Raw genomic sequence first — 26,540 nt, forward strand, 5'->3', positions numbered from 1 at the left:
GTCGAACTGTGCTTCCGGGCAGTTCACCTGCCCGGCCTCTGGACTCTTCTCTTCGAACGACAGTGACTGTATCCCAGCGACCACGGAATGTCTACACCCGACATGACAGATTTTCGCTTGCCAGGGCAGATACCTATGTGACGTCGCCGGCGTGGCTTCGGATCGCTGCGGCGCGAGGCCAGATGTCGGGGTTATCCGGGCAGCTGCACAGGAGGCGAGGGTGATGGTCGTGACGGTCCCGGTGGCCGATGTCCCGAACGATGACAAGGACAGCGTCGCGGTACACCTCGCTCCGGAGCTGATCGCGCCGACGCCGCGGATGCGGTCCAGGTATTCGACGAGCTGGTCAGTACCGCTCGCGGCCACGGGCGAGCGCCGTAGCGGTGCCGCGGCGGGAATTGCGGGTGGTCGGCGTGCCTGGCGCTGGGTATCGAGTGTCCGGCGATCGCCTGATGGCTGTCGACGAAGCCGGCGCACCGCTGCGACCGGAGCGCTACACCGATGAATTCCAGCGGATCGCGAAGGCGGCCGGACTGCGGCGTATCCAGTTGAAGCACCTGCGGAATTCGTCGGTGCCGCTCATACTCGCGCTCGGGATTCCGCCGCACATCGTATCGGCGTGGCACGGGGACCTGCGGATACGCGGTGCGCTCGGCAGGCTGGCCGAGCAGGCGGACCCGCCGACAATAGCCGATCCACGTCGCGCACGCGCCGCGCCACCTGGACTGATCTCGTACCAATCGTGATCAGCGAGCCGGAGCGGTTCGGAGTTCCTCTCCCAGCGCCACGACAGCATCGTTGCTCGGCCATCTGGTCACCATCTGGCGGTGCAGGCCGCGAATGAAGCCGGTCAGCCGAGTACCCGGCACGGCCGCAGCGACGCGCAGCACTTCCGATGCTCGTTGACTTGCCACCTCGGGCTCGCCGGCACCGGCGAGCGCGCACGCCAGTTCTGCGATGTACCAGGTTGCCCACTCCGAGGCCAGGGTATCCGGATCGAATCCGGCCATGCCTCCGTTAAGCGACGTGACGGCCTTGTCCCACTGCCTCGCGAGGCGGTATGCAAGGCCACGCTGCATTTCGATGAACGCGTCCGAGTAGAAGTACTGCGCGTCCGGCCGGTCCGGATCCCCGCCCGCAATCAATTCGGCAGCCTGATCGAGCTTGGCTCCCATAGCGTTCAAGTCCCCTTCGAGAGCGAGCCCGCGACCCTCCTGCTGCACGGCCAGGGCAAGCACGGTCGGGCTGATCTCCGCTGCGTCGCGTTGCGCCGCGCGTGACAAACCGATCATCAGGCCGACCTCGCCGGCCATCCACGCGACATGGCCCCGCATGGACAGCGCTGTCGAGATCATGTCTCGGTTCCCCGTCTCGGTCGCCAGTTCGAGGGCAGCGCGATAGTGCGTCACAGCGGCGCCGTGGTTACCGATGCTCGCATTCAGCCATCCCGCGAACTGCTGCCAGCCTGCGGCGACGTCGACCATGTCGGGACGGGCCGACCGCCGGGCTTCCACCGCCAGCGTCGACACCAGTTTTGCCTGTCGGATACCCACCGGCAGAACAAGTTTCGACCCGACTTGGTCTTCGAGGCGACGGGTTTCCGACAACAGGCCCGCAAGATCGGAAGCCAACGCACGGTCGATGTAGCGGCGGTCCGATAGCGCGGCAGTCTCCCGCAGATCGAGCCGAGTCGACGGGTCATCATCGGCACGGCTGGTCACCAGAGTCTCGTAAAGGGTCACCAGCGAGCCAGCGGAGTCCAGAATCCGATCCAGCTTTTCGACGACGTCGGACGGGGGTTTGCGGCGGCCGTTCTCGAATCGGGACAGCGCACCGGCATCGTACGGGACTAGGCGCGCCAGTGCCCGAACCGACAATCCCGCTCGTGTACGGAGCCGCCGCAGTTCGGTCCCGAACGCTTCCCAATCTTCCATCCGCCCCCGCTCCGGCAGCTCCGACCAGCGTTGCAGCGTTGCCGACCAACTTCGGCAACACCATGGCCACAGTGCAACGCTATCGCGAATCCCCCGGCCGCAGGACGCTACTGGTAGCCCCGCCGCCGGGTCGAATCGGCTCACCTCGTCAGGTTCCCCGGCGGCGGGTGCCTTCCAGATATCGGAGACAGGCAGGGGTCACAACGTGATCGTGTCCAGGAATACGGATCGGCTTCTCTTCCGGACGGTGAAGGATGTCGTCTCGGCCATGTGGGAGATCCCCGCCGGCGGTGCCGCCCGGATCATGCACCTCAACGATCCGCAATCCCGGTTCCCGGCTCGGCGGTGGCCGAACGAGCCGATGGAGGCGCTGCCGGACGGCCACATTGCTTTCGGCCCCGAACCACACCAGCGTCCGACGCTGGCCCAGGTCCGGGAGATGCTGCCGCAGTACGCGGGCCTCTGGGACGAGATCCGGGAAGAGTCACTGATCAATCACACAGTGCTGGTCGTCAACAACCGGCCCTCGGGATGCAACATCGGCCGGATGTTCACCTCCGCCGACGGCTTGACCGACTGGACCGAGCGGGTACGACGATGATCACGGAAAGTTCCCTACCACAACGGATTCCGCCTCGATCGGACGATGCGCAGCCGTGGGAGGTTCCGGAACCGTATCGGCCGATCGAGTTCGCCGGACCCGAGGAGATCGAAGCGACGCTCGAGGCCATCCGGGACGCGCGATGGTGACCCTCGTCGGTGTGGTGGCGATCGTGGCGGTATGCGCCGGTGTGGTGTTCGTGTCGTTCACCTGGCCGAACCGCACACAGACCACACTGCAACCATCCGGCAAGCTGAAAAAGCTCGTAGAGCAAGGGATCAGGGGAAACCGTGGCGCCGACTGAGCCGTATGTCACCGTGACCGCTTCGGGCAACGGAGCGGTCTGGCAGGCGGACGGACCCGTGATCCGGGTCGCGTCGTTCTGGGTCGAAGACCACACAGTCACCTACTTCCCCCCGCGTCCGTTGTCCGACTGCATAGACCACATGCCCCTCACGCTCACGCTGGCGGTGTGGGGACACTACGACGAATTCGCTGGCAGAGAAGGTGTCGACCCATTTGGAGAGTGGGCATGGGGTATGACGGTCCGGACGCCGACCCGGAAGACGATGGCCCGGCCACGTTCCAACAGGCGTACCTCGAAGCCCCGGCGAAATACGAGCGGTGGGGGTGGACGGAGAAGGCCGAGGAACTGCGGCGGCAAGGCCCGCCACCGCCGATGGTGTCGGACGGATACGGCGGCAAGCTCGCCTACTACCGGCACCACGCCGACGCAGGCAATCCGGAAGCGATCGAGATCTACCAACGGCTGATCGCCGAAGGCCCGGCAGGCTGCACCTGAGCGATCTCCGACAGGATGCGGTATCCGGTCTCGCTCGCGAGTCCGGCGGCCACCGCACGGCGCGGACCGACCAGGCACCGCGTCACGGCAGTGAGTCAATCCAGGGGACACCCGCCCCCGAACGCGCCGCTGTCCGCCCTGGTATGCACCGGCCGGGTGCAGCGGACCGGACGCGGGGTCTACGCCGCTACCGTGGTGGCGGAGGTCCAGCGCGGCGTGAAGCCTGTGACCGTGCGGTCCACTCTCACCGCCTTGTCCATGATAGTCCAGTCCTACGTGGACCAGGGACGCCTACCCCGGAACATGATCGCCCTGGTTGAGCGCCCGCACGATGAGTTGCCCGAGGACGACGAAGCGGCCGACGCGGCGAAGTCCTGGACGGTCGCCGAGGTCGAGCAGTTCCGCGTGACGGCGCAGGCTCACCGCCTCTATGCGTGCCGGCTCATGTCCACGTACGGAATGCGCCGCTCCGAAGTGCTGAGGATGCGGTGGACCCGCTTCTCCGATACCGCGCTGAAGGTCCGCCGGGGCCGCGTGGCGATGGGAGGCACAGAGACCGAGGAGAACGCGCCGAAGTCCCTGCGCTCTCGCCGTGATCTCCCGCCGCCCGCCGAACTGGTTGACGCGCTGCGCGCCCTGAAGAAGGCTCAACGGGCGGAGTGCCTGGCGCTGGCGATCGCGTGGTCCGATGATTGCCTGATCGCGGCGCACACGGATGGGACTCCGATTCGGCCGGAGTGGTACACCGACGAGTTCCAGCAAATCGCGAAGGCGGCGGGCCCGCGGCGTATCCAGCTGAAGGGCCTGCGGAATACTGTTCGGCTGAGCCGGACGCCGGACCACTGCCCTTGCCCGCAGCTAGGCAAGTTCTTGGCAAGTTGAACGGTCCGAACTCCCCTGGTGGGGAGCAAATTTGACTCTGACCTGGAGCCGCCTGGGGGAATCGAACCCCCGACCTTTTCATTACGAGTGAAGCGCTCTACCGACTGAGCTAAGGCGGCGTGCCTTCCGGCGCTGCGAGTCTATCGTCTCCCGGCCGGTTTGGGAAAACCGCAGTTCAGCGCCGTGCTATCGACAGACTGGACGGCCGGGCCGACTGGTCTTGGTCGTCCGTAGACTGGCGAAATCAGGGATCGAGGCGCTCGAACAACAACCTTTTCCGCTGGAGTAAAGCGCCTTACAAACTGAGTCCAGGCGGGCTGGCACGCCTGTCACCCCAGCATTCGAACTGCGAAAACAGCTGTTCAGCGTGATGTTTTCCGCTGACGTACAGGGTTGACGAGTGCCATATCCACAGCCACCGAAACAGCTGTCTCACCACATCTAGCGACAGCTTCGGTAAAAGTCTGTAACAGACGATAGTCCACCAGCCACTCCCAGCGAGTTAGCAGATTGTTTGCCATAGCGGTCTGGTGGTGCCGAAGTCGGCCAAGAGCGCGGCCACCATCATGGTGCTGGGTGCGCGCACTGGGGACCTGGCTCACCAGGCGGTCAGTTCCGATCCCGAGCGCACTCCCCGCGCTGTCTCGGCGCTGTGCCGCAAGATCGACCATCCGCTGATACTGCGCCGCATTCGCACAGCCGGTGGCTGTATCCGCCCTGCCAGCGGTATCGGCGAGGGTCAGGGTTCTGTGCTGCCATCGGGGATGCGGTGCCCTTCGTCGTACCGGACCGGGTACCCGTGCTGGTCGAACCACTGGTTGGTGGCTGGGTCCCGAGTCCAGCCCTCGAACTCCGTGCCTTCCAGGTCGTCGGAGAACCGTCCGCCGAATCCGGGTGTCGAGCCCTCCGGTGCCGGTGCGGCGGTGCTGCGGCGGGTGTTGAACTCTTCGAATGCCTGGTCGGCGCGGGCGATCTCCTCCGGCGAGGGCACCGACCCCCGCTCTGCGGCTTCCTGGGAAGTGTAAAAGGTCTTGCCACCGAACTTTTCCGGCATCGGGTCTCCTCCTAGTGTTCGATCATCTGGATGATGGTCCGGCCGGTCGCCGGATCGGGCAGCACTCTGCGGACGAAGAAGTCGGTTCCCGAGCGGAACAGCACTTCGTCGGGGGTGCCGAACCGGCTGTAGTCGGCGCCGGTCTTGCTCAGGATCTGGAACTCCACGTTCGAGGTGTTCACCGTGAGTTCATTGACCCCGGCCAGGTTGGTGCTCGCGGAGGTGAATCCGGCCTCGGTGACGGACCGGCCCTCCACGTACCGGCCCAGTTGCTCGGGAGTCAGGTTGGTGAACCGCGACACCGGTCCCTCGTGGACGGGGAGTTTGCCCAGTACGTTGTCGAGCGCGTCGATCTGGGCTTGCTGCGCGGGTGCGACTTCCCCTTCGCGCAGGACCGCGGTCAGGCTGCGTCCGCCGGACCGGATTCGGTGGGGCCCTGTATCGGGGGACCCGCCAGTCCTGATCGGTCAGCGCACCGTCGGCAGCAGCCGGGGAAGTGGCGGCCTTCTCGGTCTTCGCGAGGTCCTGGCCGAGTTTCTCGATGTCCTGCAATGATTTCGTTTCCGTGGCCAGGTCCTGCTCCAGCTTCACTCCGGCTTTCAGGTTCCTGGCGGACTTCCATGCCTCCACGATCTCGCGGATCGGTTTCGCCCAGCGGGCGGCGATAGCGACCGCGCGCGCCGAGGCGACCGCGGCCCCGATGCCGAAGGTGATGAACGAGGTGGCGATGCCGATGGCCGCGGTGATCGCCAGTTCCTTCAACAGTTCCTTGCCGAGGTCCTCCAGCTGTGTCTTCAGTTTCGCGCGCAGATCGTCCAGGGCTGCGCGGTGATCGTGGCAGGCGTTCGCCAGGCCACCGAGGCCGGCGCCGTGTTTCTGTGCCGAGGATTGCAGTTGTTGCAGGTCGGTGACCACGAACTCGATCTCGGGGGACTGCTGGACCTGCAGCAGGCCTACGACACGGCCCAGTTCGCCAGACAAGCCCGCGACCGGCTGCGCGGCCGCCAATGCGGCCCAGGTGTCGCCGACGCTGCCGAGTTTCCCGGTGTCCCCATCGGGGAGCGGGATGCCGATCTTCTGTGCCAGCCGCACCGCGTCATCGAGACCACCGCCCGGCCCGCCGGCCGCCGGCGGCGGGATCTGGCACACGCCCACGGCCGGTGCGGGTGTTGCGGGCTGTTCTGGTGGTGCGCCCTTGTCGCCGAGGATTGCGTTGTAGTCGGCCTGGGCGTGGTTGTAGCCCTGCTGCCGCAGCACGTTCGCGTACGAGTCCATCGCCGACGCCAGCGTGGTGGCCGCGGTGTGCAGGGCAGCCGCGGCCACGTAATAGACCTGCGGGGACACCTTGATCGATGTCGGCGCTATGTGAGCACCCGGTGAGTTTCACGTTCGCCGCCACCGCGGCGGTGTAGTGGCCGTGCGCGGCGACCGCGGCCGCGTGCATCGTCGCGATCCTATCCCGCACCTCCGCTGCGGCGGCCATCCATTCCCGATGCGCCACAGCATGTTCGTCGGCGGACTCGCCGATCCAACTCTGGTGCGTGGCGGCGATCCGGCTGTCCAGACCGGTCAGTGAATCCTCCAGGGAACCCCTGTAGTCCCGCTATGCGGGCAGTCACCGCGTCCAGATGATCCAGATCGACCTCGATGACAGCGGTTCCAAGTCGTGACCGAACTGAGCGGAGGCGTGTTCGGAAAACGACCGGGAAACAGCCTCGGCGAAATCACGAGCAAGACCAGCATCCCGAAGGCATCACTGCACCGCTACCTCACGCCGGCGACCGAACAAGAACAGTGATCCTGGCGGCTACCTGGAACAAGTTCGGTTCCAGCGGAACCATTCTGGGAACGGCGCCAGCCCGGAAACCGTTGCCGGAATACAGGATTCGACTCGTGACATGCGACCACTAGGTACGGTCGTGCGCGGCCCGCTTGAGTCGTTCGGCGAGGTCAGTGGCGGCAGGTGTCCAGTGTCCGCGTCGGGCGTCGATGTCGTCGAGGCGGCGGTGGGCGCCGGCGTGGGTGGGGTGCAGGTAGCGCTGGAGGGTGCGGCGGTCCTCGTGCCCGGACAGCAGCATCAGGTCGGCCTCGGTGGCGCCGTCCTCGCCGGCGTGGGTGAGCCGGGAATGCCTGAGGTCGTGCGGATCCCAGCCCTCGGTCGCGGTACCGAGGTGGCGTTCGGCGGTCCTGACCGGTCCCCGATGACGAGACCACCCGGGAATAGAGCCAGGTGATGTCGTTCCGTGTTCAGTTGATCCCACAGCCCACCGGATGGTGAGCGTGGGTACAGGCCGCAGCGTACTCGGCCGGCGTCAGGTAGCCCAGCGCCGAATGCCGATGCCGATGGTTGTGGTCGTCTTTGAAATCGCCGATCACGACCCGAGCTTCGAGCAGGCTGGTCCAGTGGTTCCGGTTCAAGCACTCGGTCCGCAACCGGCGGTTGAACGATTCGACGAACCCGTTGTTCCACCGCGCGCCCGGCGGAATGTAGGAGATCCCGACCCGGTCGGCGCAGAACCGTTGCAGCGCATGGGAAATCATCTCCGGTCCGTTGTCCATCCGCAGCACCCGCGGCGGGCCGCCCGCCGTAGTGAACACCTTCTCCAGCCCCGCGACCAGCCGTTCGGCGGTGATCGAGCGTTCCACCACGTGCAGCAGCGATTCGCGGGTGTGTTCGTCGATCATCGAGGCGATCTTCACCGCCCGCCCGTCGACGGTGGAATCGAATTGGAAATCTCACGCCCACACTACTTTCGGGGCATCGGCCTCGATCGGCGGTGCCGAGGAGGTGCCCGCTCGCTTCCGGGGGTGGTGTTCGCGGATCTGCAGGCCCTCTTCACGCCAGAGCCGGTGTACTTTCTCGATGTTCACATCGCTGCCCTCGTCGAACCGCAGCGCCGACCTGGCGCGGCGGAAGCCGTGACCCTGATGTTTCACCGGGTAGGCACGCAGCCAGGCCCGCAGAACGACGTCCGGATCGGCCGGGGTCTGCGCGGCCGGCAGCCGCCGATACGTCGACCGATGGAGCCCGACGACCTTGCACGCGAACCGCTGCGACATGCCCTCGACCTACTGGAGCATGTCCACGGCGCGGCGCTTGGCCGACGGGCTCAGAACTTTCCCCGGGCGATCTCCCGCAGAGCGTCCTTCTCCAGCTCCGCGTCCGCCAACAGCCGCTTCAACCTGGCGTTCTGCTCGCGGAGTTCTTTGAGTTCCTTGGCGGCGCCGGTGTCCACCCCACCGTACTGACGGCGCCAGTTGTAGAGCGTCGCAGGCGATATCCCGATCTCGGCCGCGATCTCCTCGCTGGTCTTGCCGGCCGCGGTCAGCTCGTCGGCGCGCCGCAGCTTCCACACGATGTCCTCCGCGGAGTGCCGCTTGCCTCCTGCCATGTCGATCAGTGTCCCTTCGCGGCCTTCACCAAGCCAAACAGGACTCTAATACCGATCGGTCTCATTCATTGGGGACGGCCCAGTGGCGCGTCTTTCGGCATTGCAGCATCCTTCCGTTCTCGAAAACCGCTGCCGCCCTTCGCCATGTGACCGGCTCTCCCGGCCTCGGACTACTACGGCGGCTCCGCCCCACCCGGCCGGTTCGACAGTCGGTGCATCTATCCCCAAGCACCGCAACCGGTTTGCGCGCCGTTCGGGGAGTCCGACCGGGTGGTTCCCGTGTTCACTGTGATTCGCTCGATGAAGTAGGAGCCCGACTGTGTCCCTGCGGCATCGCCACGAGTACGCCGTAGACCTTCCTCGTGGCCTCCCGACCGGCTTCGATAAACCGATCCAGGAGTTTCCAGCCACGGAATCGGCTGGTGCGCACCGCTTCCTGCCCAGATCCGCCAGATTCGAGCAGGTGTCCCATGGAGGGACGTAACAACGCCGGTTCCTCGCGTGCTCCTCTTCATCCCGCTTGCCGGACCCGCACCATCTGGCAGTACTGGCCACGCCCCGGCGTTGTCGGGGCTGCTCCCACCCTCCCCGGCACCACCCGGAGCAGTCGGGTAAGGACGGCGCATTGCTGCGCCGTCCTCCCCTCAGAACTGCCCGTGCGGCTTTCACCGCAGGCAGCTCAAGCAAGCCGCTGGCGCGAATCGGGTTGAAGCGCAGTGCTTCTGCGTTTCCGAGCGGGTCGCTCGTTGCGGCAGGAGCGGTGGACCAGGCGAGTTCGTTCACCGTCCGCCGGAGCGGGTCGTCCGTCATGGACGAGGTAGTCCGCGGCAATTGCCTGACGGATGACCAGCAGCCACCATCGCTCCCATTCCTGCGGAGATTCCGGTGGCTGATCCGGTGACAACAGTTCGTTCCGGCAGAGCGGGCAGCGACCGTGCTGCTCGATCAGCAGCCGCCGCGTGTAACCGTCGACCGGAGGCTTGATTCTGCGTCGCCGTTGTTCCCAGTACTCGGCAAGTGCTGGATCATCGGATGATGCCCGGCCCTTGACCAGAGTGTGTCGGACGATGTCGGTCCAGGAGAATCGCACCAGGTGAGCGCCGGTGGCTGCGTCGCCGAATACCCAGCGGTTGTTCCTGAACTTGTTGAATTTGCCGAAGTAGCGGGCCGAGACCCACCATCTCGACTTCGTAGGGTGGCTGTAGGTCGCCCACTTGTAGGTCAGCACCCACAGATAATCGTCGAGGACGTTGAACGTCCGCTTCGACACCACGCCCCGGTAATAGGCCGCCCAGCCCTTGATGATCGGGCTGAGCCTGGCGACAACCGCCCGCGCATTGGAGCCACGCAATGCGCGGATCTCCGTTCGCAGCCGTTCCCGTATTCGCCGGACCGCAGCTTTGGATGGTTTGATCAGCAGCTTGCCGTGATAGCGGCGGACATTGAACCCGAGAAAGTCGAATCCGGTCTCACCGAGGTGGACGATGCGCGTCTTATCCTCGTTGAAGACCAAACCCCTCGGTGCCAGCCACTCGGCCAGCCGCGCCTTGACCTGCTCGGCCTGCCGCTGGGTGCGGCAGAGCGCGACGAGATCGTCGGCATATCTGATAACCACCGGAGAGTCCGTGCGCGTCGACTCGGCATTACTGCCGGACTCCGCATATCGAACTCCCGCCGCGTATTCCAGCCCGTGCAAGGCAATATTCAGTAGCAACGGACTGATGACGCCGCCCTGGGGCGTGCCCTCATCGGTCGGAGCAAATCCCTTGCCTGCCTCGAAGACTCCCGCTTTCAACCAATCCCGGATCATGTCCCTGGCGGGGAAGGATCCGATGGCCTCGAGTAGCCGGGAATGATCGATTCTGTCGAACGCCGCCGCCAGATCGGCGTCCAGCGCCCACACCCGCTTGGCCCGTTGGCCTCGACAGACGGTGTAGATCGCCTGAATCGCATCGTGGCAGCTGCGACCCGGCCGGAACCCATAGGATTTGGGCTCGAACCGGGCCTCCCACTCAGGTTCCAGCGCGTTACGCACCCTGCCTTGATGGCAACGATCCGCGATCACCGGAATCCCGAGCGGCCGCAACTTCGCACGGTTACCCGCCTTGGGTATATACACCCGCTTGACCGGCCGGGGCCGCCAGGATGCCGCGTCATGGTGCACCTGGACCGCCAGCTGCATCCGGTCGTACGAGGTCAACGCGACATCACCGTCGATCCCAGCGGTCTTGCGCCCCGCATTGCGCTGCGTCGCCTGCCGCACGCTGATCAGCGTGTTGCTCCAACTACGCAGCATCATCTTCTGCAGGTTCCTGACCGTCGCCAGGTTCCCGCTCCGAGTCGCTGTGAAGATCCGCTGCCGCAGCCGCCGTACGTTGTCCTCGTGGTGCCGCCAGTCGACGGCATCCCACGAAAGGGTAACGCCCTCAGGTCCGTTCACCATTCGGTGTCCAACTTGTCCTTCGGTTCCGGCGGTTCGAGACCGCATTGCTTCACCAGCTCACCTGTCCACGTCAGCGCCTCTTTCGAGACCCGAGCACACGGCCCGGTATCCGGCCAGTTATCCAGCGACGACGGCATGGAGGTGCCGTCACGATGCGCTGGTTTCCTGCTGGCTTTCGCCCGCCGGCCTTCGCTTCTCGGACATCCTGTTCCCGCCAGAGGATTCCGCTCTCCTCGCGGTCGGCCTACCAGAACATCGCCACGATGTTCTGGACTCTGTCGGGGTTTCCGTGTTCCGCACGCATGAGATACGGCCGGGTTGGGTGCCTTCTTTACCCCGGGGCGGCGGTGTCCTCCCGACCAGCACAGCCTCTCTGATCGGCGCCTGCCGCTTCTCAACGGCCAGCCCTATACCCCGCTGGAACAACCCACCGGCGGAGCTGCTGATAACGAGGCAACGAAGATTCACTTCCGTTCACCCGTCCGGCCTTCCCCTCGCCCGTCGCCCCTGGGTGGAACAGGGACGCTTCGGCTTTCACCCCAGGCTTCGCACCCCGCGGTCACCCACGACGCACGCCAGGGCGAGGACGGTCCCACAGACACTGGACCGGATCACGCTCTCGTCAAACGACCTCCAATCAAACGCGACCACTCACAACGTGCGACATCACGTCGCACAGCTGCCCCCAGCTCCACCGACCTGCTACGACAAGCCGGAGACGGGGGTCTTTCACCTCCGCTCGAATCACAGCGCCTCACGGCGCAAACCGAAAGTGGGACAGAGCCGTTAACCTTTACAGACCCCAACTCAGCAGAGTGGGGCGGCGCGGTGTGGTGGTGTCTGATCGGCCGATCCCCGGATGTCGGTACCCCCGCGTACGGTCTTTCTTCTCACCGCCCCGTGGCTGGGCAGGTGCAGCATTAGAGTGATCGAGACGTCTCCGGGGGAGAACGTGCCGTCAGCGAGGGAGTGGATGTGGACGCGTTCGGTGTGCTCGGTGAGGTCCTCGACGATTACCAATCCTTTGTCGCCGGCTTCTTGAACATCAAAGATCCTGCCGTCCGGCAGAAGGTCGAAACAGAGATCGAAAACGGTTTGCTGTGGCCCGAGCCGTGGCTGGCGCTGAACCCCGCCTTCGAACCCGGCGGGACGGTTTCCGAACTCGTCGACCGGAAGGTGCTGTACCCCGCTGCACGGGAGATCTTCCGGGAACGCACCAATGAGGATCCCTTCGGCCGGGAGATTTCCTTCCACCGTCATCAGAGCGACGCGTTCGACGTGGCCCGCCGCGGCGAGTCGTACGTGCTCACCACCGGCACCGGATCGGGCAAGTCGATGTCCTACATCGTGCCGATCGTGGACCGCGTGCTGCGGGAGGGCTCCGGCCTTGGGGTCCGGGCGCTCGTGGTGTACCCGATGAACGCATTGGCCAACAGCCAGCTCGGGGAACTCGAGAAGTTCCTCGGCCGTGACAATCCCCAGGTCACGTTCGCGCGCTACACCGGGCAGGAATCCCCCGCACAGCGAGAGACGATCCTGCAGAACCCCCCGGACATTCTTCTGACGAACTACGTAATGCTCGAGCTGATGCTCACCCGCCCGCGGGAGCGGTCGGCGCTGATTACCAGCGCTGCCAACCTGTCGTTCCTGGTGCTCGACGAGTTGCACACCTACCGCGGCCGGCAAGGCGCCGACGTCGCAATGCTCATCCGGCGTCTACGCGGCGCAGTCGGCGCCGACGCGCTGCAATGCGTCGGCACCAGCGCAACCCTGGCCGGCCCCGGAACCAGGGCCGAGCAACGCTGGCAGGTCGCCGAGCTGGCGACCCGGATCTTCGGGACCGGCATTCCGCCGGAGAACATCATCGGCGAAACCTTGCGTCGTGCCACCGTGGGCCGGACCGATGCGGCCGCGTTGGCGGCCCGGCTGGCCTCACCAACGCCGTCGACGTGGGAGGTGCTGCACACCGACCCGCTGGCAATCTGGACCGAGCAGACCTTCGGGCTGCGCGAGGACGAAGGCCGACTGGCACGACAGCTGCCGACTCGGTTGCGTGAGGCAGCCGATACTCTCGCTCAACAAACCGGCATCGACCAAGCGGTCTGCGAGGACCAGCTGCGTGAGCTGCTGATGGCCGGTTCGCGCGTGCGCGATAATCGGGGCCGTCCGCTGTTCGCGTTCAAGCTGCACCAGTTCATCGGCAAGGGTGACACCGCATACGCCACTTTGGAACGGCCTGAGCACCGCTACCTGACCACCCAGTACCAGCGCAGCGCGCCGGTCGGAGAGACCGGGAAGCCACTGTTCCCGCTGGCATTCTGCCGCGAATGCGGGCAGGACTTTCTGGTGGTCAACCTGGACAAAGGGGGCGAGAACTTCAGTCCCCGCATGCTCAGCGGTGGTCGGGGAGAGCAAGCGGAGGCAACCGGCCTGTTGCTGGTTACGGAGAAGCCGTGGCCGGCACCGAGCGATCCGACGCTGCTGGAGCTGGTACCCGAAGACTGGGTGATCGAGACCGGTACCAGTCGTGTCCTGGACAAGGGTCGCCGTGGTCGGCTGCCAGAGACGTATCGAGTCGACGCGTTCGGCACGGTCACAGACGACGGGCTGCCGGTCGCATTTTTCGAGCGGCTCGACTTCTGCCCGTCGTGCAAGACCAGCTACGAGAGCACCCAGCAGTCGGAGTTCTCCCGGGTGGCGAGCCTGGGCACCGAAGGCCGGGCCAGCGCGGTCACGGTGCTTTCGCAGGCGGTGGTTCGCGCCCTGCGGCAAGAGACCGATCTCGACGAGGTGGCGCGCAAGTTCCTGGCGTTCTCGGACAACCGTCAGGACGCGAGCCTGCAAGCCGGTCACTTCAACGACTTCGTCCTGGTCGGGTTGGTGCGTTCGGCCCTGTATCGGGCTGCCCGAGACCAGGAACTGCGCAACCCGAGAGAACCGCTAGGGGACGAGGAGCTGGGCTCGCGGGTGGTCGCGGCCCTCGGTGGTGACCTCGCCGATTTCGCCAAGGACCCTGATACTGCGCATGAGGCTGTGCCGCGCCGCAAGATCACCCGAGCGCTACGGGATGCGGTTACCTATCGACTCTGGGCCGATCTGAAGCGAGGTTGGCGGATCACCATGCCCAACCTCGAGCAGACCGGGCAACTGCGGCTGAGCTACATGGGCATCGACGAGCTGGCCGATGACGAGGCGGAGTGGGCTGCATTCGGTCAGCCGTTGGCGGAAGCCGAGCCCGAGACCCGACGGCAATTGATGCATGTCCTGCTCGACGAACTGCGCCGCTATCTGTGCATCGAATCGGAGTTCCTCACCGAGGAGAAGTACGACAGCATCAAGCGTGCGAGCCAGGACTGGTTGAAGGCGCCGTGGTCGCTGGCGGAGGAGACCGGGGTGTATTCGGGCACCGCCTACCCCGGCAGTCGACCAAAATTCGAACCGGGCTCCGGTGGGGATCTCTACGTATCGGGGCTGGGCGCGTACGGACGCTGGCTGCGTCGCCCCGACCGGTTCCCGCTGCACGACCATCCTCTCAAACCTGCCGACGCGGATACTGTGATCCAGGCGCTTCTGGCGGTGATGGCCAAGGCCGGGATCCTGGTGAAGATCCAGGAGAAGAACCGTCGCACCGGATATCGGATCCAGGCGAGCCTTGTCGAGTGGCGGGCCGGCACGGGCGAGTACCGTGCCCCCGACCCGATCCGCGGCAATCAGACGCGGGGCCGGGTCAATCCGTTCTTTCGCGACTTCTACGCCGAAACAGCGAGCAGCCTGGTCGGCCTCGAGGCCCGCGAGCACACCGCGCAAGTCGAACCGTCGCTGCGTCAGGATCGGGAGGCCAGGTTCGGCAACGCGAACCTTCCGGTGCTCTACTGCTCGCCGACGATGGAACTCGGGGTCGACATCAAGAGTCTGAATGTGGTGGGAATGCGCAACGTGCCACCGACTCCGGCGAACTACGCTCAGCGGTCGGGCCGGGCCGGGCGATCCGGGCAGCCGGCCGTGGTTTTGACCTACTGCGCGACCGGAAACGCCCACGACGCTTACTATTTCGGCCGCAGCAAGGACATGGTCGCGGGTGCGGTCGCACCACCGCGTTTGGAGCTGGGCAATCAGGATCTCGTACGCGCGCATGCTCATTCGATCTGGCTGGTGGTGTGCGGCCTCGATCTCAAGGCGAGCATGGTCGATCTGCTTGACGTCGACGAACCTGGCCAACCGCTGCGTGCTGAGGTGCGTGCTGCCATGGACCACCCGGCCAATCGAGGCACGGCGATCCGGGCAATCACCGCCGTGCTGGAGGCCACTGGTGAGGTGACCTCGGCGCCGTGGTGGACCGACACCTGGATCGCCGACACCGTCGACAAGGCGGTCAGGCGGTTCGACCAGGCCACCGAACGCTGGCGCACCCTCTATCGGGAAGCGCTGGTCGAACTCGACGCCGCCAACTCGACCCTCAAGGACATCGGCGCATCCGAGGCGTCCAAACGTCAGGCCCGCAGCCGCATCTCGGAGGCCCGCGCTGCACTGGATCTGCTGCGGGGACAGATCGATGACATCAATCAGAGCGACTTCTACCCCTACCGATACTTCGCCTCCGAGGGGTTCCTGCCCGGCTATTCGTTCCCACGGCTGCCGCTGGCCGCGTTCATCCCGGCAGAGCGCCGCACCCGCAACGGCCAGGGCGACTACGTCCAGCGCCCACGGTTCCTGGCGATCAGCGAATTCGGGCCTGGCGCCTTCATTTATCACGAGGGCGCCCGCTACGAGGTCAACCGGGTAAGCCTGCCGGCGCGTGAGGACGGCACCGGTGTGAACATCACCGAACTGCAGCGCTGCAACCATTGCGGCTACCTGCACGAGGGCAACGGTCCGACGCGAAACGCGATGTGCGAGCACTGCGGTGGAGGATCACTCGAGACGATGGACCGGATGATGCGGCTGGTCTCGGTCAAGACCCGCCGTCGCGACCGGATCAGCGCCGACGAGGAAGAACGTCAACGCGCGGGCCACGAGATCGTCACCACCCTCCGATTCGTCCCGCACGGTCAGCGTGCCGGTGAACTGACCAGCACTATCACCGTGGACGATGCGGAGCTGGGCACTATGACCTACGGCGACACCGCACTGATCCGTCGCATGAATGTCGGGCTGCGCCGCCGCAAGGACAAGAACACCAAAGGCCATCTGCTCGACACCCTCGAAGGCCGGTGGGCACGGGAAGCGGATCTCACCAAGAACACCGGCAACGACGTGCCGCGGATCCAGCGTGTCGTGCCATACGTGGAAGATCACCGCAACGCGCTACTGCTGCACCTGGATCCGTTCATCCCCACGGAAGTGCGGATGGCCGCGATGTACGCCCTGAAACGCGCCATCGAGGCGGTGTTCCAGCTCGAAAGCAACGAACTGGCCGTGGAACCCCTCCCTGGCGGCACCGGTGATCAGGCATGGTCACGGCTGCTGTTCTTCGAGGCCGCCGAGGGCGGAGCCGGGGTCTTGCGCCGCCTGGCCACCGAGGACATGCAGATCCGCGTTGTCGCGCGGAAAGCCCTCGAGATCCTGCACTTCGACCCCGACACCGGTGAGGATCGGCATCGGGCCGAACACGCACGAGAAGACTGCGCCCAGGCCTGCTATGACTGCCTGCTCTCCTACAGCAACCAATGGGACCACCAGGATCTCGATCGGCATGTCGTCACCGACTTGCTCCGCCGATTGACCCACGCCACCGTGGCTGTCGGTGCCGGTGGAGAAGAACGTTCGCAGCAGCTGAACCGGCTTGCAGCGCAGAGCAACAGCCTCGAACAACGGTTGCTCGATCTGCTCGAGGAGCACGGCTACCGGCTCCCCGACGAAGCCCAACAACCGGTCGATGGCTACTACGTGCGCCCCGACTTCGCCTACCACGGCGCCGACATGGATATTGCCGTCTTTCTCGACGGCCCGATCCACGACACCGCCCACCAAGCCGACAAGGACGAGCGGGCCCGGCGCAAGCTCGAGGACGAAGCCGGGTGGCTGGTCCTGCGGTTCCACCACACCGAAACCGACGACCACTGGTTGCAGAAGATCAAGGAGAACACCGAGGTGTTCGGTTCCGGACGGTGCAGCGCATGAGCACCATCGACTACCCCGCCGGCACCCTTGTTCACGCCCGCGGACGAGACTGGCTGGTTTTACCCGGCGCCCCCGGCGAGATGCTGCTGGTGCGCCCCCTCGGCGGCCGCGAGGACGAAACCACCGTCCTGCTCCCCGAACTCGACGCCCCGCGTCCGGCGGTGTTCACGCCACCGACCGTCGATGACCGCGGCGACGCCGCGCGCGCCCGCCTGCTCCGCGACGCTCTCCGACTGTCGTTCCGCGCCACCGGTGGGCCGTTCCGCTCGTTCGGCAAGCTCACGGTGACCCCCCGCAATTATCAACTCGTGCCGTTGATGATGTCCGCCGCGCAGGACACCACACGACTGCTCATCGCCGACGGTGTCGGCGTCGGCAAAACTATCGAAGCGGGCCTGATCGCCGCCGAGCTGCTGGCCACCGGAGAAGCCCGGCGCATGGCTGTGCTGTGCTCCCCCCAGCTGGCACCGCAGTGGCAGGCCGAGCTGCGCGCCAAGTTCGGCATCGAAGCTCAGCTGGTGCTGCCCTCCACGGTGAACCGGCTCAAGGTGCCGTGGGGATCGAGTATCTACGAGCACTATCCGCATCTGGTGATCTCCACCGACTTCATCAAACAACGCAGCCGGCGTGACGAGTTCGCCCTCAACTGCCCCGAGCTGGTGATCGTCGACGAGGCCCACACCTGCGTCGCCGCGACCACCGTGGGACACACTCAGGCGCACCAGCGATACACGTTGCTGCGCAAGCTCGCCGACGACCCGACCCGACACCTGCTGCTGCTGACCGCCACCCCCCACAGCGGCGACGACAGCGCCTGGCAGTCATTGATCGGGCTGCTCGATAACCGGCTCGGTGACCTGCCGGCGGATCTTTCCGGTCGCGAGCGAGAAGACGACCGCAAACTGTTGGCGAAGTTCATGATTCAACGCCAGCGCGCCGATATCCGCGAATACCTCCACGAAGACACGCCTTTCCCCACCCGGGAATCGACCGAGACCAGCTACACACTCACTGCCGGCTACCGGGCCCTGTTCGACGACGTGCTCGCTTTCGCCCGCGAACAGGTCAGCGACCCGACGCTGAACAGCGTGCATCAACGGGTGCGCTGGTGGTCGGCGATCGCGCTGCTGCGCTGCCTGGCCTCGAGCCCCGCAGCTGCGGAGCAAACCCTGCTCAATCGCTCCGCCCTGCATACCGCTGACGCAACCGACGAGGTCGACGCGATTGCCACACCCCGGGTCCTCGACACCGACCTCGACGAAGCGCTCGAAGGCGACGACACCACCCTCGGCTCGGACAGCTCGGATCCCGAGACCTCTACCAGCCTCACCCGCCGGCGGCTGCGGGAACTCGCCGCCGCCGCGGCAGCCTTGAAAGGCCCGAAGACCGACGCCAAGCTCAAGCGACTGATCCCGCTGCTGCAGGACCTGATCACCGAGGGCTATCACCCGATCGTGTTCTGCCGCTACATTCCCACCGCCGACTACCTTGCCGACAACCTCACCGCAGCCCTGGCCAAGAAGCACCCCGACCTGCGCATCGAGGCGGTCACCGGCACCCTGCCTCCAGAGGAACGTGAAACCCGGGTCACCGAGCTCACCGAACACGCCGGGTCGCGGTTGCTGATCGCCACCGACTGCCTGTCCGAGGGCATCAACCTCCAGGACGGGTTCACCGCGGTGGTGCACTACGACCTGGCCTGGAACCCGACCCGCCACGAGCAACGGGAGGGACGTGTCGACCGGTTCGGTCAGCGCGCCGCCACCGTCCGCACCGTCACCTATTACGGCCAAGACAACGGCATCGACGGGATCGTCCTGGACGTGCTGATCAAACGACACGAACGAATCCGCCGTAGCACCGGCGTTTCCGTGCCGGTGCCGGTCGATTCGACAACCGTGATGAAGGCGATCTGGGAGTCGCTGCTGCTGCGCGGCACCGACACCGAACAGCTCACTCTCGACTTCGCCGGAGCCACCTCCACCTCACTCGCCGACACCGTGGATGTGCAATGGGTCGACGCCGCGGAGCGAGAGAAGGCCTCCCGGTCGAGGTTCCGGCAGGCCGGGCTGCAGCCCGACGTCGTCGCCGCCGCCCTCGCCCAGGTGCAGCGTTCCCTCGGTGGCCCCGCCGACGCCGAAAACTTCACCCGCGATGCCCTGTCGCTGCTGTCCGCCCAGATTGCCGCCACCGGCGACGGGTTCACCGCCCGCATTGATACCCTGCCCGCCGCAGTCCGCGACCAGCTTCCCCCGGCCAAGGACGAGCGGTTGGTCTTCCACCGCTCCTTCCCGATGCCGGCCGGTCACAGCGTGCTGGCCCGCACCGACGCGACCGTGGAGGCCTTGTCGCGGTATGTGCTGGACTCGGCGCTCGACACGGATCTCGATCCGATGCTGCGACCGGCCCGCCGGGCTGCGGTGGTGCGCACCAGCGGAGTGGACAAGGTCACCACACTGATGGTGGTGCGATTCCGCCTCGAGATCGTCCTGCCCGGCTCGCGGGCCGCTATCACCCAGGTCGCCGAGGACGCACAATTCCTTGCCTATACCGCCGCCGGCGACGAACTCACCTGGTTGCCCACTGACGCCGTGGATGCGCTGCTGACCCTCCCACCGACGGGGAACGTCGCCGACGCGCTGGCCTGCAACCAACTCGACCGGGCCCTCGGCCGCCTCGACGGTGTCCGTGAGTATCTGGCCGACCGCGGCCACCAGGTCGCCGAGGACCTCGTCACCGATCACCGCACCGTTCGAGCCGCCTCCAAGACCGGCGGCCGCGCCGTAAGGGCGCGGCTGCTGCCACCGCCGGACGTGCTGGGCGTCTACGTGTTTCTTCCCGAGAGGAGCGCCTCGTGAGCGGGCTGTCGTCGTTCCGGTCCGTCCGCACTGTCGGCACCGTCCTGCCCAGCGAAGCCCTCACACTGGGCGCCGAACTACGCATGCCCGGGCAGAGCACCGCTGAATACCAACTCCCACCCGGCATGGCGATCAACGCCGCGATCGCCCGGGCGTGGGAAGCCATGCTCGCCACCCACCGCGTATGGCAGCATGCCCTCACCCGACTGCCCGAGCACGACGCCGCCACCAAGATCACCCGCGAGAAGTGGCTGCTGCCGCTGCTCTACGAGCTCGGCTGGGGCCGCCCAGAGATAGTGTCCGGCGGCCTGGACGTCGCACCCGGACTCGGGGAAACCACCGCCCCGCACTTCCCGATCTCGCATCGCCTGTCCTGGCCCGACGCCGCCGCCCCGGCGACGTGGGTACCCATCCACCTGGTGGGCGCCGGCATCGATCTGGACACCAAGACCGCCGGGCACACCGCCCGAGCCCCGCAGTCGATGCTGCAGGACTACCTCAACCGTGAAGAGCGGGCCCTGTGGGCAGTGCTGTCCAACGGTCGCACCCTGCGGCTGCTGCGCGACGCCTCCACCCTCTCCCGCCAGTCCTACGTCGAATTCGATCTCGACGACATCTTCACCAACCAGCGCTACGCCGACTTCCGCCTGCTGTTCCTCACCGTGCACGCCAGCCGGTTCACTCCACGACTCGACCAGACGGTGACCAGGTCCACCCCGGCCACCGAGGAGGAGACCGAGGATGCCGAGGTGCCCACGCTGTCGGCGGAGCAATGCTGGCTCGAACAGTGGCGAACCACCGCGATCGACAATGGCGCCCGCGCCCTGCTGACCCTGCAAAACGGCGTCGCGAAGGCACTGCAACATCTCGGCACCGGATTCCTCGCCCACCGCGGCAACACCGCCCTGCGCGACACCCTCGCCGGCACACCCGATGCCGCCAAAGACCTGCACCGGGCGCTGCTGCGCATCGCCTACCGGCTGATCGTGCTGTTCGTCGCCGAGGACCGGGACCTGCTGCACGCCTCCACCGTCGATCCGCAAGCGCGGCAGCTGTATGCGGAGCACTTCTCCACCGCCCGCCTGCGCCGCATGGCCACCGCCCACGCTGGCAGCCGGCATACCGACCTGTGGGAAGCTCACCAGATCGTCACCGACGCCCTCGCCGGCGACGGCCTGCCCACCCTCGGCCTCAGCGGCCTCGGGGCCACCCTGTACTCACGTCAATACCTGAGCATCCTCGACGAAGCACGCCTGCCCAATCATGCGTTCCTCGCGGCGATCCGCGCCCTGGCACAGATCGACGACCCGGTCACCGGCACCCCACGCCCCGTCGACTATCGCAACCTCGACAGTGAAGAACTCGGCGGTATGTACGAAGGTCTACTCGCCTACACACCCCGCTACGACGCCGACGCCCGAACCTTCACCCTCGAAAACGCCGCAGGCCACGACCGCAAGACGTCCGGTTCCTACTACACGCCCTCCGCGTTGATCGACCTCGTCCTCGACGAAGCACTCGACCCCCTCATCGACGAAGCACTGCGCACTCAGGACCCGGAACAGGCCCTGCTCGACCTGACAGTTGTCGACCCGGCTTGCGGGAGTGGTCACTTCCTTGTCGCCGCAGCCCGCCGTCTGGCCTCCGCTCTGGCCACCGTCCGCACCGGCGACACCGAACCGAACCCGGTCGCGCTGCGTACCGCCACCGCCGATATCATCGAACGCTGCATCTACGGCGTCGACCTCAACGACCTGGCCATCGAAATCACCAAGGTCGCCCTGTGGCTCGAGGCCTTCGACACCGACCGGCCCTTCCCCTTTCTCGACGCCCACCTGCGCGTCGGCAACGCCCTGCTCGGCACCACACCAGAACTGCTGCGCCACAACATCCCCGACGCCGCCTTCGTCCCGCTCGGTGACGACGACAGGGAGTGGACCAGCAAACTCAAGGCACGCAACAAAGCCGAACGCACCGCCGACATCGACCAGCTCACTCTCAGTTTCGGCCCGCAGACCCTCGACGTGGAAACCATCGCGTTCAGCAAAGCCGCCCGCGCCGCCGATGCCAGTCACGCTGGAAGTCTCCGCGAGATGCGTATCCGTGCTGACGCCTGGCGGGCCTTGGAAACCGACCCGGGCCTTGTCGCAGCCAAACTCGTCGCCGATGCGTGGTGCGCTGCCTTCGTCCAGCACAAGACCAAGACGGCCGGACCGCAACCGGTCACCACTGGACAGGGCATCACCCACGACACCCTCCGACGCCTGTCCGAAGACGCTGGATCTTTGCCGGACACGGTCATCGCGCAGATCAACCGCTTGGCCCGCCAATACCGGTTCTTCCACTGGCACCTCGAATTTCCCGGAATCTTCACCGTCACCACCAATGGCAACGCCGACTCCACGACCGGCTGGACTGGCGGCTTCTCATGTGTCCTTGGGAACCCTCCCTGGGAGACTTTGCAGCTCGAAGACAAACAGTTCTTCGGCAACCATGACCGCACCGATATCGAGAACGCGAGCACCGCGGCGGTGCGTAAGAAGATGATCGAAGCATTAGCTGACTCCGATCCGGTTCTGTATGCTGCATACCAGCAGGCACAGAGGACATCTGAAGGTACAAATCACCTCGTCCGCTGTGGACGCTACCCCCTCACGGCTAACGGGAAAATCAACACCTACAGTGTCTTCGCCGAAACCATGCGCACCCTTGTTGGGCGGCGCGGCGCCGCCGGGATCATCACCCCGACCGGATTAGCCACCGACAAGACCACTGCGCCGTTCTTCTCAGACACACTGCGCACTGAGCAGCTGATTGCCTTCTACGACTTCGAGAACGAAGCAAGAATATTTACGGACGTGCACCATTCCTTCCGTTTCGCCATCACCGCCATTGCCGGCAGCCGACGGAAGGTCGACCGGACCCGATTCGCGTTCCTCATCCGGCACATCACCGACGTGTCTCCACGCCGGTTCGAACTCGCCGCCGGTGAGGTCCTGGCCATGAACCCCAACACCGGCACGCTGCCCATGTTCCGCACCCGTACCGACGCCGATATCACCCTCGGCATCTACAAGCAGCATCCCGTCCTCATTCGAGACAACGACCCGGCCGGCAACCCATGGAAGCTGTCCTTCAGCCAAGGGCTGTTCAACATGGCTTCGGATTCGAACCTGTTCATCGCGGCGGACGACCTCGCCGACTTTGAGTTCAATGGCTGGTCCTATGAACTTGATGAACGGGAGTTCGTGCCGCTGTATGAGGCGAAAATGCTCGGCCACTTCGATCACCGCTTCTCCACCTACTCCGGCGCCACCCAAGCCCAACTCAACGTCGGATCCCTTCCACGCCCTACTGCTTCAGAACACGACGATCCCGGATTTGAACCTCTGGCACGCTACTGGGTCGATCGAACGGAAGTCTCCAAGAAGCTCGAAGGCAGGTGGGATCGCAACTGGCTGCTCGGCTGGCGAGACATCGTACGGTCCAGCGATTCACGAACCTTCCTTCCGTCGGTCCTGCCTATGACAGCGTTGGGTGATCCGTTCCTACTTGCCTTTCCAGCGAACCCCAGCCATGGACCTGTCTTGCATGCGATTTGGTCGAGCCTAGTATTCGACTACGTCGCGAGGCAGAAGCTCAGTGGCACACACATGAAATACTTCACCGTCAAGCAACTCGCGTGCCCGCTTCCTAGCCGATTTGATGAGCCCGCTGGTTGGGATTGCGAACAGACCCTTGCCGAGTGGGTACATCCGTACGTCCTGGAACTGTCCTACACCTCCTGGCGATTGAGACCGTACGCAGTCGATCTCGGCGACATTGGTGCTCCCTTCCGGTGGGACCCCGAACGGCGGGCACTGCTCCGCGCCGACCTCGATGCCGCGTTTCTACACGTCTACGGCCTCTCACGTACCGAAGCCGAGCATGTCCTCGACTCATTCCCGGTCGTCCGCAAGTACGAGGAACGAGACCTCGGCGAATACCGCACCCGACAGCTTGTTCTCGCCGCCTACGACCGTATGACCGTAGCCATCGCAGCTGGCGGAAGAGGATGGACTTCCCTGGCTACCCGGCCAGCCGGAGCAGGCGATCGGCACCCTTCTAAAAATGCTCAGTCTAGTAACTTCGCCGATTTACTGTGAGGAGCTGGAAAAATTGCAGCTGAGCAAGATCAGGTGGCATCGGTATCGGGCGCAGTCATGGCCGTCTCGCCCGACACTGCAACGGGAGGCGTGAGCGGCACTCTGGCGGCGGCCTCTGAGGCGGTGTCAGCGCGGGCCCGGCGCGGCTGGCCGATCGTCGTCGTTTTCGGTTTGAGCCCGGCGCGGTCGAGGTCACCGACCTTGGCGCCCGTTTCTTTCGCGGCCTCGTAAGCCGCCCACGCCGCTTCCTCGGCCGCGCGCTCCTCAACGAGCAGCCGCGTTGTCTCCTCCTTCCGAGTGTGCACGCACTTCCGGTGCTCGCCGATGCGTACCGCCAACTCCCGCACAGCTTGCTCGATCTGCGCGCCGATCATCACCCGCTGGTATGCCTCGAGACCGGCAGACGCCGGGTCATCCTTCCGTGCCATCGCCGTTTCCCTTCCCTTGAACCGTTTCCTACCGACTCACCTGCCGGTGGCCGCAAAACCGGTGACACCGGACGGGCGAAAACATCGCATCCCCGATACGCCCGGCGCGGCGGAGCTGCCAGCATGTCGCCTAGTTATTCCAATGATGCCAGAGGGTCGGGACCCTGGCGTGCGATCCGCCGCGCGGCCGTGCCACGCCCAGCAGCGAAATCGGGTGACCGAACACCGGCTCGCTGGGCGCGTTCGACGAGTTGGTGTGCGATCTCGCAGTACTGAAAGGTGATCCGTTGCCAGGTTCAGCCCGGGCGAACACGCACGAATCAGGAGAGCAAGATATCCGAAAAGGGGGGCCTTTTCGTTGCGCCTGGCGGCAGGCGCGGACACACTCGAAGTGATTCGAGTGTGCCTAGCACGACAGTTGTATTTCGTTGTTTTGCAGTCGGACCGATGGTGGGATACCTTGTCGTCTCGTGCTGGGTGATGTTGCCGCAGAGGATGTTTCGGCGTGGCGAGTGAGTTTCGATGAGGTGTTCGCGCGGGTGGCGGGGGTGTTCTATCGGGCGGAGCCGCGGCGGTGGGCGCGGTCGTATCTGACGGGGTTGCTGGCGCCGGTGGAGCGGAAGAATACGTGGCAGTTGTCCGAGGCTGCGGGAGAGGAGGATCCGGGCCGGTTACAACATTTCTTGAATCGGTCGCGGTGGGACGCCGACGAGTTGCGCGATTGCCTGCGGGCGTACGTCGCCGAGGCGCTGGCCTGCCCTGATGGAGTCCTGGTTCCGGACGAGACCGGGTTCTTGAAGAAGGGGGTGAAGTCCGCGGGTGTGCAACGCCAGTACTCCGGGACGGCCGGGCGTGTGGAGAATTCTCAGCTCGGGGTGTTCCTCGCCTACGCCGGGCGCTCGGGCCGGGCGCTGATCGACCGAGAGCTCTACCTGCCCGAGTCGTGGATCGGTGACCGCGATCGCTGTATCGAAGCAGGCATACCCGAAACACGTTGCAGTACAGGTCTTCTGACGAAGCCCAGGCTCGCGGAGATGATGATCGCCCGGACCCTGGACGCCGGAGTGCCCGCAGGATGGGTGGCCGCGGACTCTGCCTACGGCCGCGACGGCCGGTTCCGGGCCTTCTGCGAGACCCGCCGCCTGTCCTACGTCCTCGAGGTGCCGGTCCGGCACACCGTGCCCGACCTCGACGGCCGCCGCCGCGTCGACACCCTCGTCGCCCGAGCACCCGCACAAGCCTGGCACCGCGTCTCGGCAGGACTCGGTGAACGCGGCGAACGCGAATACGACTGGGCCTGGGCCACCCTCCCCAATTTCGGTGACCTCCCCGCCGGATACACCAGAACCCTGCTGGCCCGCCGATCCCTCGACAACCCTGCCGATATCGCCTATTACCTGTGCTTCCACCCCGCCACCATCGAGCGGGAACAGGTCGTGGCCGTGGCCGGCGCCCGATGGGCGGTCGAAGAGTGCTTCCAGGCCGCCAAGGACCAGTGCGGCCTCGACCACTACCAAGTCCGCAAATGGCATCCCTGGTACCGGCACATCACCCTCGCCATGCTCGCCCACGCCTTCCTCGCCGTCACCGCCGCCACCGACCCAAAAGCCCACGCGGGCTGGGCCGAATCACAGTCGCCGACATCCGCCGTCTCCTGGCGATAGTGCTCCACCCCGCCCGCACCCTCACCCACGCACTCGCCACCTGCCACTGGCGCCGCCGCCACCAAGCACACGCCCGACAACTCCGCCACCAACAGAAACGATTACAAAACAACGAAATACAACTGTCGTGCTAGTTGTTCTAGTTGTTCTCCCTTGAGGGAGGAACAACCAGAACAATAGGAAGGTCGGTGGGCGCGTGGACGGTAGAATCCGGCGG

The 26,540-nt window shown here is 65.6% G+C and carries 16 protein-coding genes, 1 tRNA gene and 3 pseudogenes; 10 read left to right on the top strand and 10 right to left on the bottom strand.

Going from position 1 to position 26,540, the window contains the following annotated elements:
• Positions 1 to 452: 452 nt before the first annotated feature.
• Complete coding sequence (locus LBW94_RS14565; protein WP_225062456.1) at positions 453 to 746, top strand: hypothetical protein; 294 nt, start codon at positions 453 to 455, stop codon at positions 744 to 746.
• Here LBW94_RS14565 and LBW94_RS14570 read toward each other — a convergent pair whose 3' ends face one another.
• Complete coding sequence (locus tag LBW94_RS14570; protein WP_225062455.1) at positions 747 to 1,934, bottom strand: helix-turn-helix domain-containing protein; 1,188 nt, start codon at positions 1,932 to 1,934, stop codon at positions 747 to 749.
• Positions 1,935 to 2,145: 211 nt separating this feature from the next.
• Here LBW94_RS14570 and LBW94_RS14575 point away from each other — a divergent pair, with 211 nt between their 5' ends.
• From LBW94_RS14575 to LBW94_RS14590, 4 genes are all read left to right on the top strand, one after another.
• Positions 2,146 to 2,535 carry a hypothetical protein gene (locus LBW94_RS14575; protein WP_225062454.1) on the top strand — a complete coding sequence of 130 codons (390 nt, stop codon included), beginning with the start codon at positions 2,146 to 2,148 and terminating at the stop codon, positions 2,533 to 2,535.
• A 142-nt stretch (positions 2,536 to 2,677) separates the two neighbouring features.
• Positions 2,678 to 2,839: a hypothetical protein gene (locus tag LBW94_RS14580; RefSeq protein WP_225062453.1), complete on the top strand. Its 162-nt coding sequence runs from the start codon at positions 2,678 to 2,680 to the stop codon at positions 2,837 to 2,839.
• Positions 2,840 to 3,067: 228 nt separating this feature from the next.
• Positions 3,068 to 3,337 (top strand): hypothetical protein, encoded by a 270-nt coding sequence (locus LBW94_RS14585; protein WP_225062452.1) that lies wholly within the window; start codon positions 3,068 to 3,070, stop codon positions 3,335 to 3,337.
• Between the two features lie 303 nt (positions 3,338 to 3,640).
• On the top strand, positions 3,641 to 4,219 hold the full coding sequence (locus LBW94_RS14590) for a site-specific integrase (RefSeq protein WP_225062451.1): 579 nt from the start codon (positions 3,641 to 3,643) through the stop codon (positions 4,217 to 4,219).
• A 43-nt stretch (positions 4,220 to 4,262) separates the two neighbouring features.
• Here LBW94_RS14590 and LBW94_RS14595 read toward each other — a convergent pair.
• The 5 genes and pseudogenes from LBW94_RS14595 to LBW94_RS44415 all read right to left on the bottom strand — a co-directional run.
• Positions 4,263 to 4,338, bottom strand: a tRNA-Thr gene (locus LBW94_RS14595).
• Positions 4,339 to 4,958: 620 nt separating this feature from the next.
• Entirely contained in the window at positions 4,959 to 5,273 is a 315-nt protein-coding gene (locus LBW94_RS14600) for a hypothetical protein (protein WP_225062450.1), read from the bottom strand.
• 11 nt (positions 5,274 to 5,284) lie between these two features.
• Positions 5,285 to 5,455 (bottom strand): hypothetical protein, encoded by a 171-nt coding sequence (locus LBW94_RS14605; RefSeq protein WP_225062449.1) that lies wholly within the window; start codon positions 5,453 to 5,455, stop codon positions 5,285 to 5,287.
• A 7-nt stretch (positions 5,456 to 5,462) separates the two neighbouring features.
• Complete coding sequence (locus tag LBW94_RS14610; RefSeq protein ID WP_225062448.1) at positions 5,463 to 6,530, bottom strand: hypothetical protein; 1,068 nt, start codon at positions 6,528 to 6,530, stop codon at positions 5,463 to 5,465.
• A gap of 154 nt (positions 6,531 to 6,684) precedes the next feature.
• A pseudogene (locus LBW94_RS44415) lies at positions 6,685 to 6,861 on the bottom strand (WXG100 family type VII secretion target); the annotation flags it as partial.
• A gap of 78 nt (positions 6,862 to 6,939) precedes the next feature.
• Between LBW94_RS44415 and LBW94_RS14615 the strand changes: the two are divergent.
• Positions 6,940 to 7,071, top strand: a complete 132-nt coding sequence (locus LBW94_RS14615) for a hypothetical protein (RefSeq protein ID WP_255635289.1) — start codon at positions 6,940 to 6,942, stop codon at positions 7,069 to 7,071.
• A 109-nt stretch (positions 7,072 to 7,180) separates the two neighbouring features.
• On the opposite strand, the gene LBW94_RS14620 is transcribed toward LBW94_RS14615, so the two are convergent.
• The 3 genes and pseudogenes from LBW94_RS14620 to ltrA form a co-directional block, all read right to left on the bottom strand.
• Positions 7,181 to 7,534 carry a tyrosine-type recombinase/integrase gene (locus LBW94_RS14620; protein WP_225062447.1) on the bottom strand — a complete coding sequence of 118 codons (354 nt, stop codon included), beginning with the start codon at positions 7,532 to 7,534 and terminating at the stop codon, positions 7,181 to 7,183.
• Positions 7,521 to 8,665, bottom strand: a pseudogene (locus LBW94_RS14625) (IS3 family transposase). The gene LBW94_RS14620 and the pseudogene LBW94_RS14625 overlap by 14 nt, the downstream one beginning before the upstream one ends.
• Positions 8,666 to 9,344: 679 nt before the next feature.
• Entirely contained in the window at positions 9,345 to 11,108 is a 1,764-nt protein-coding gene (gene ltrA / locus LBW94_RS14630; protein WP_225062446.1) for a group II intron reverse transcriptase/maturase, read from the bottom strand.
• A gap of 975 nt (positions 11,109 to 12,083) precedes the next feature.
• Here ltrA and LBW94_RS14635 point away from each other — a divergent pair.
• Genes LBW94_RS14635 through LBW94_RS14645 form a run of 3 tightly spaced genes read left to right on the top strand, consistent with a single transcriptional unit; the run spans position 12,084 to position 24,231 of the window.
• A complete protein-coding gene (locus LBW94_RS14635) occupies positions 12,084 to 17,228 on the top strand; it encodes a DEAD/DEAH box helicase (protein WP_225062445.1) in 5,145 nt (1,714 codons plus the stop codon).
• Positions 17,225 to 20,086 (top strand): helicase-related protein, encoded by a 2,862-nt coding sequence (locus LBW94_RS14640; protein WP_225062444.1) that lies wholly within the window; start codon positions 17,225 to 17,227, stop codon positions 20,084 to 20,086. The genes LBW94_RS14635 and LBW94_RS14640 overlap by 4 nt, the downstream gene beginning before the upstream one ends.
• Positions 20,083 to 24,231 carry an Eco57I restriction-modification methylase domain-containing protein gene (locus LBW94_RS14645; protein ID WP_225062443.1) on the top strand — a complete coding sequence of 1,383 codons (4,149 nt, stop codon included), beginning with the start codon at positions 20,083 to 20,085 and terminating at the stop codon, positions 24,229 to 24,231. Before LBW94_RS14640 ends, LBW94_RS14645 begins: the two co-directional genes overlap by 4 nt.
• A gap of 29 nt (positions 24,232 to 24,260) precedes the next feature.
• Here the strand turns inward: LBW94_RS14645 and LBW94_RS14650 are convergent, their stop codons facing one another.
• A complete protein-coding gene (locus tag LBW94_RS14650; protein ID WP_225062442.1) occupies positions 24,261 to 24,659 on the bottom strand; it encodes a hypothetical protein in 399 nt (132 codons plus the stop codon).
• A 455-nt stretch (positions 24,660 to 25,114) separates the two neighbouring features.
• Here LBW94_RS14650 and LBW94_RS14655 point away from each other — a divergent pair.
• A pseudogene (locus tag LBW94_RS14655) lies at positions 25,115 to 26,480 on the top strand (IS701 family transposase).
• The last annotated feature ends 60 nt before the right edge of the window (positions 26,481 to 26,540 follow it).

Source organism: Nocardia sp. alder85J (genome assembly GCF_020176955.2).
In the GTDB taxonomy this organism is placed as follows: domain Bacteria; phylum Actinomycetota; class Actinomycetes; order Mycobacteriales; family Mycobacteriaceae; genus Nocardia.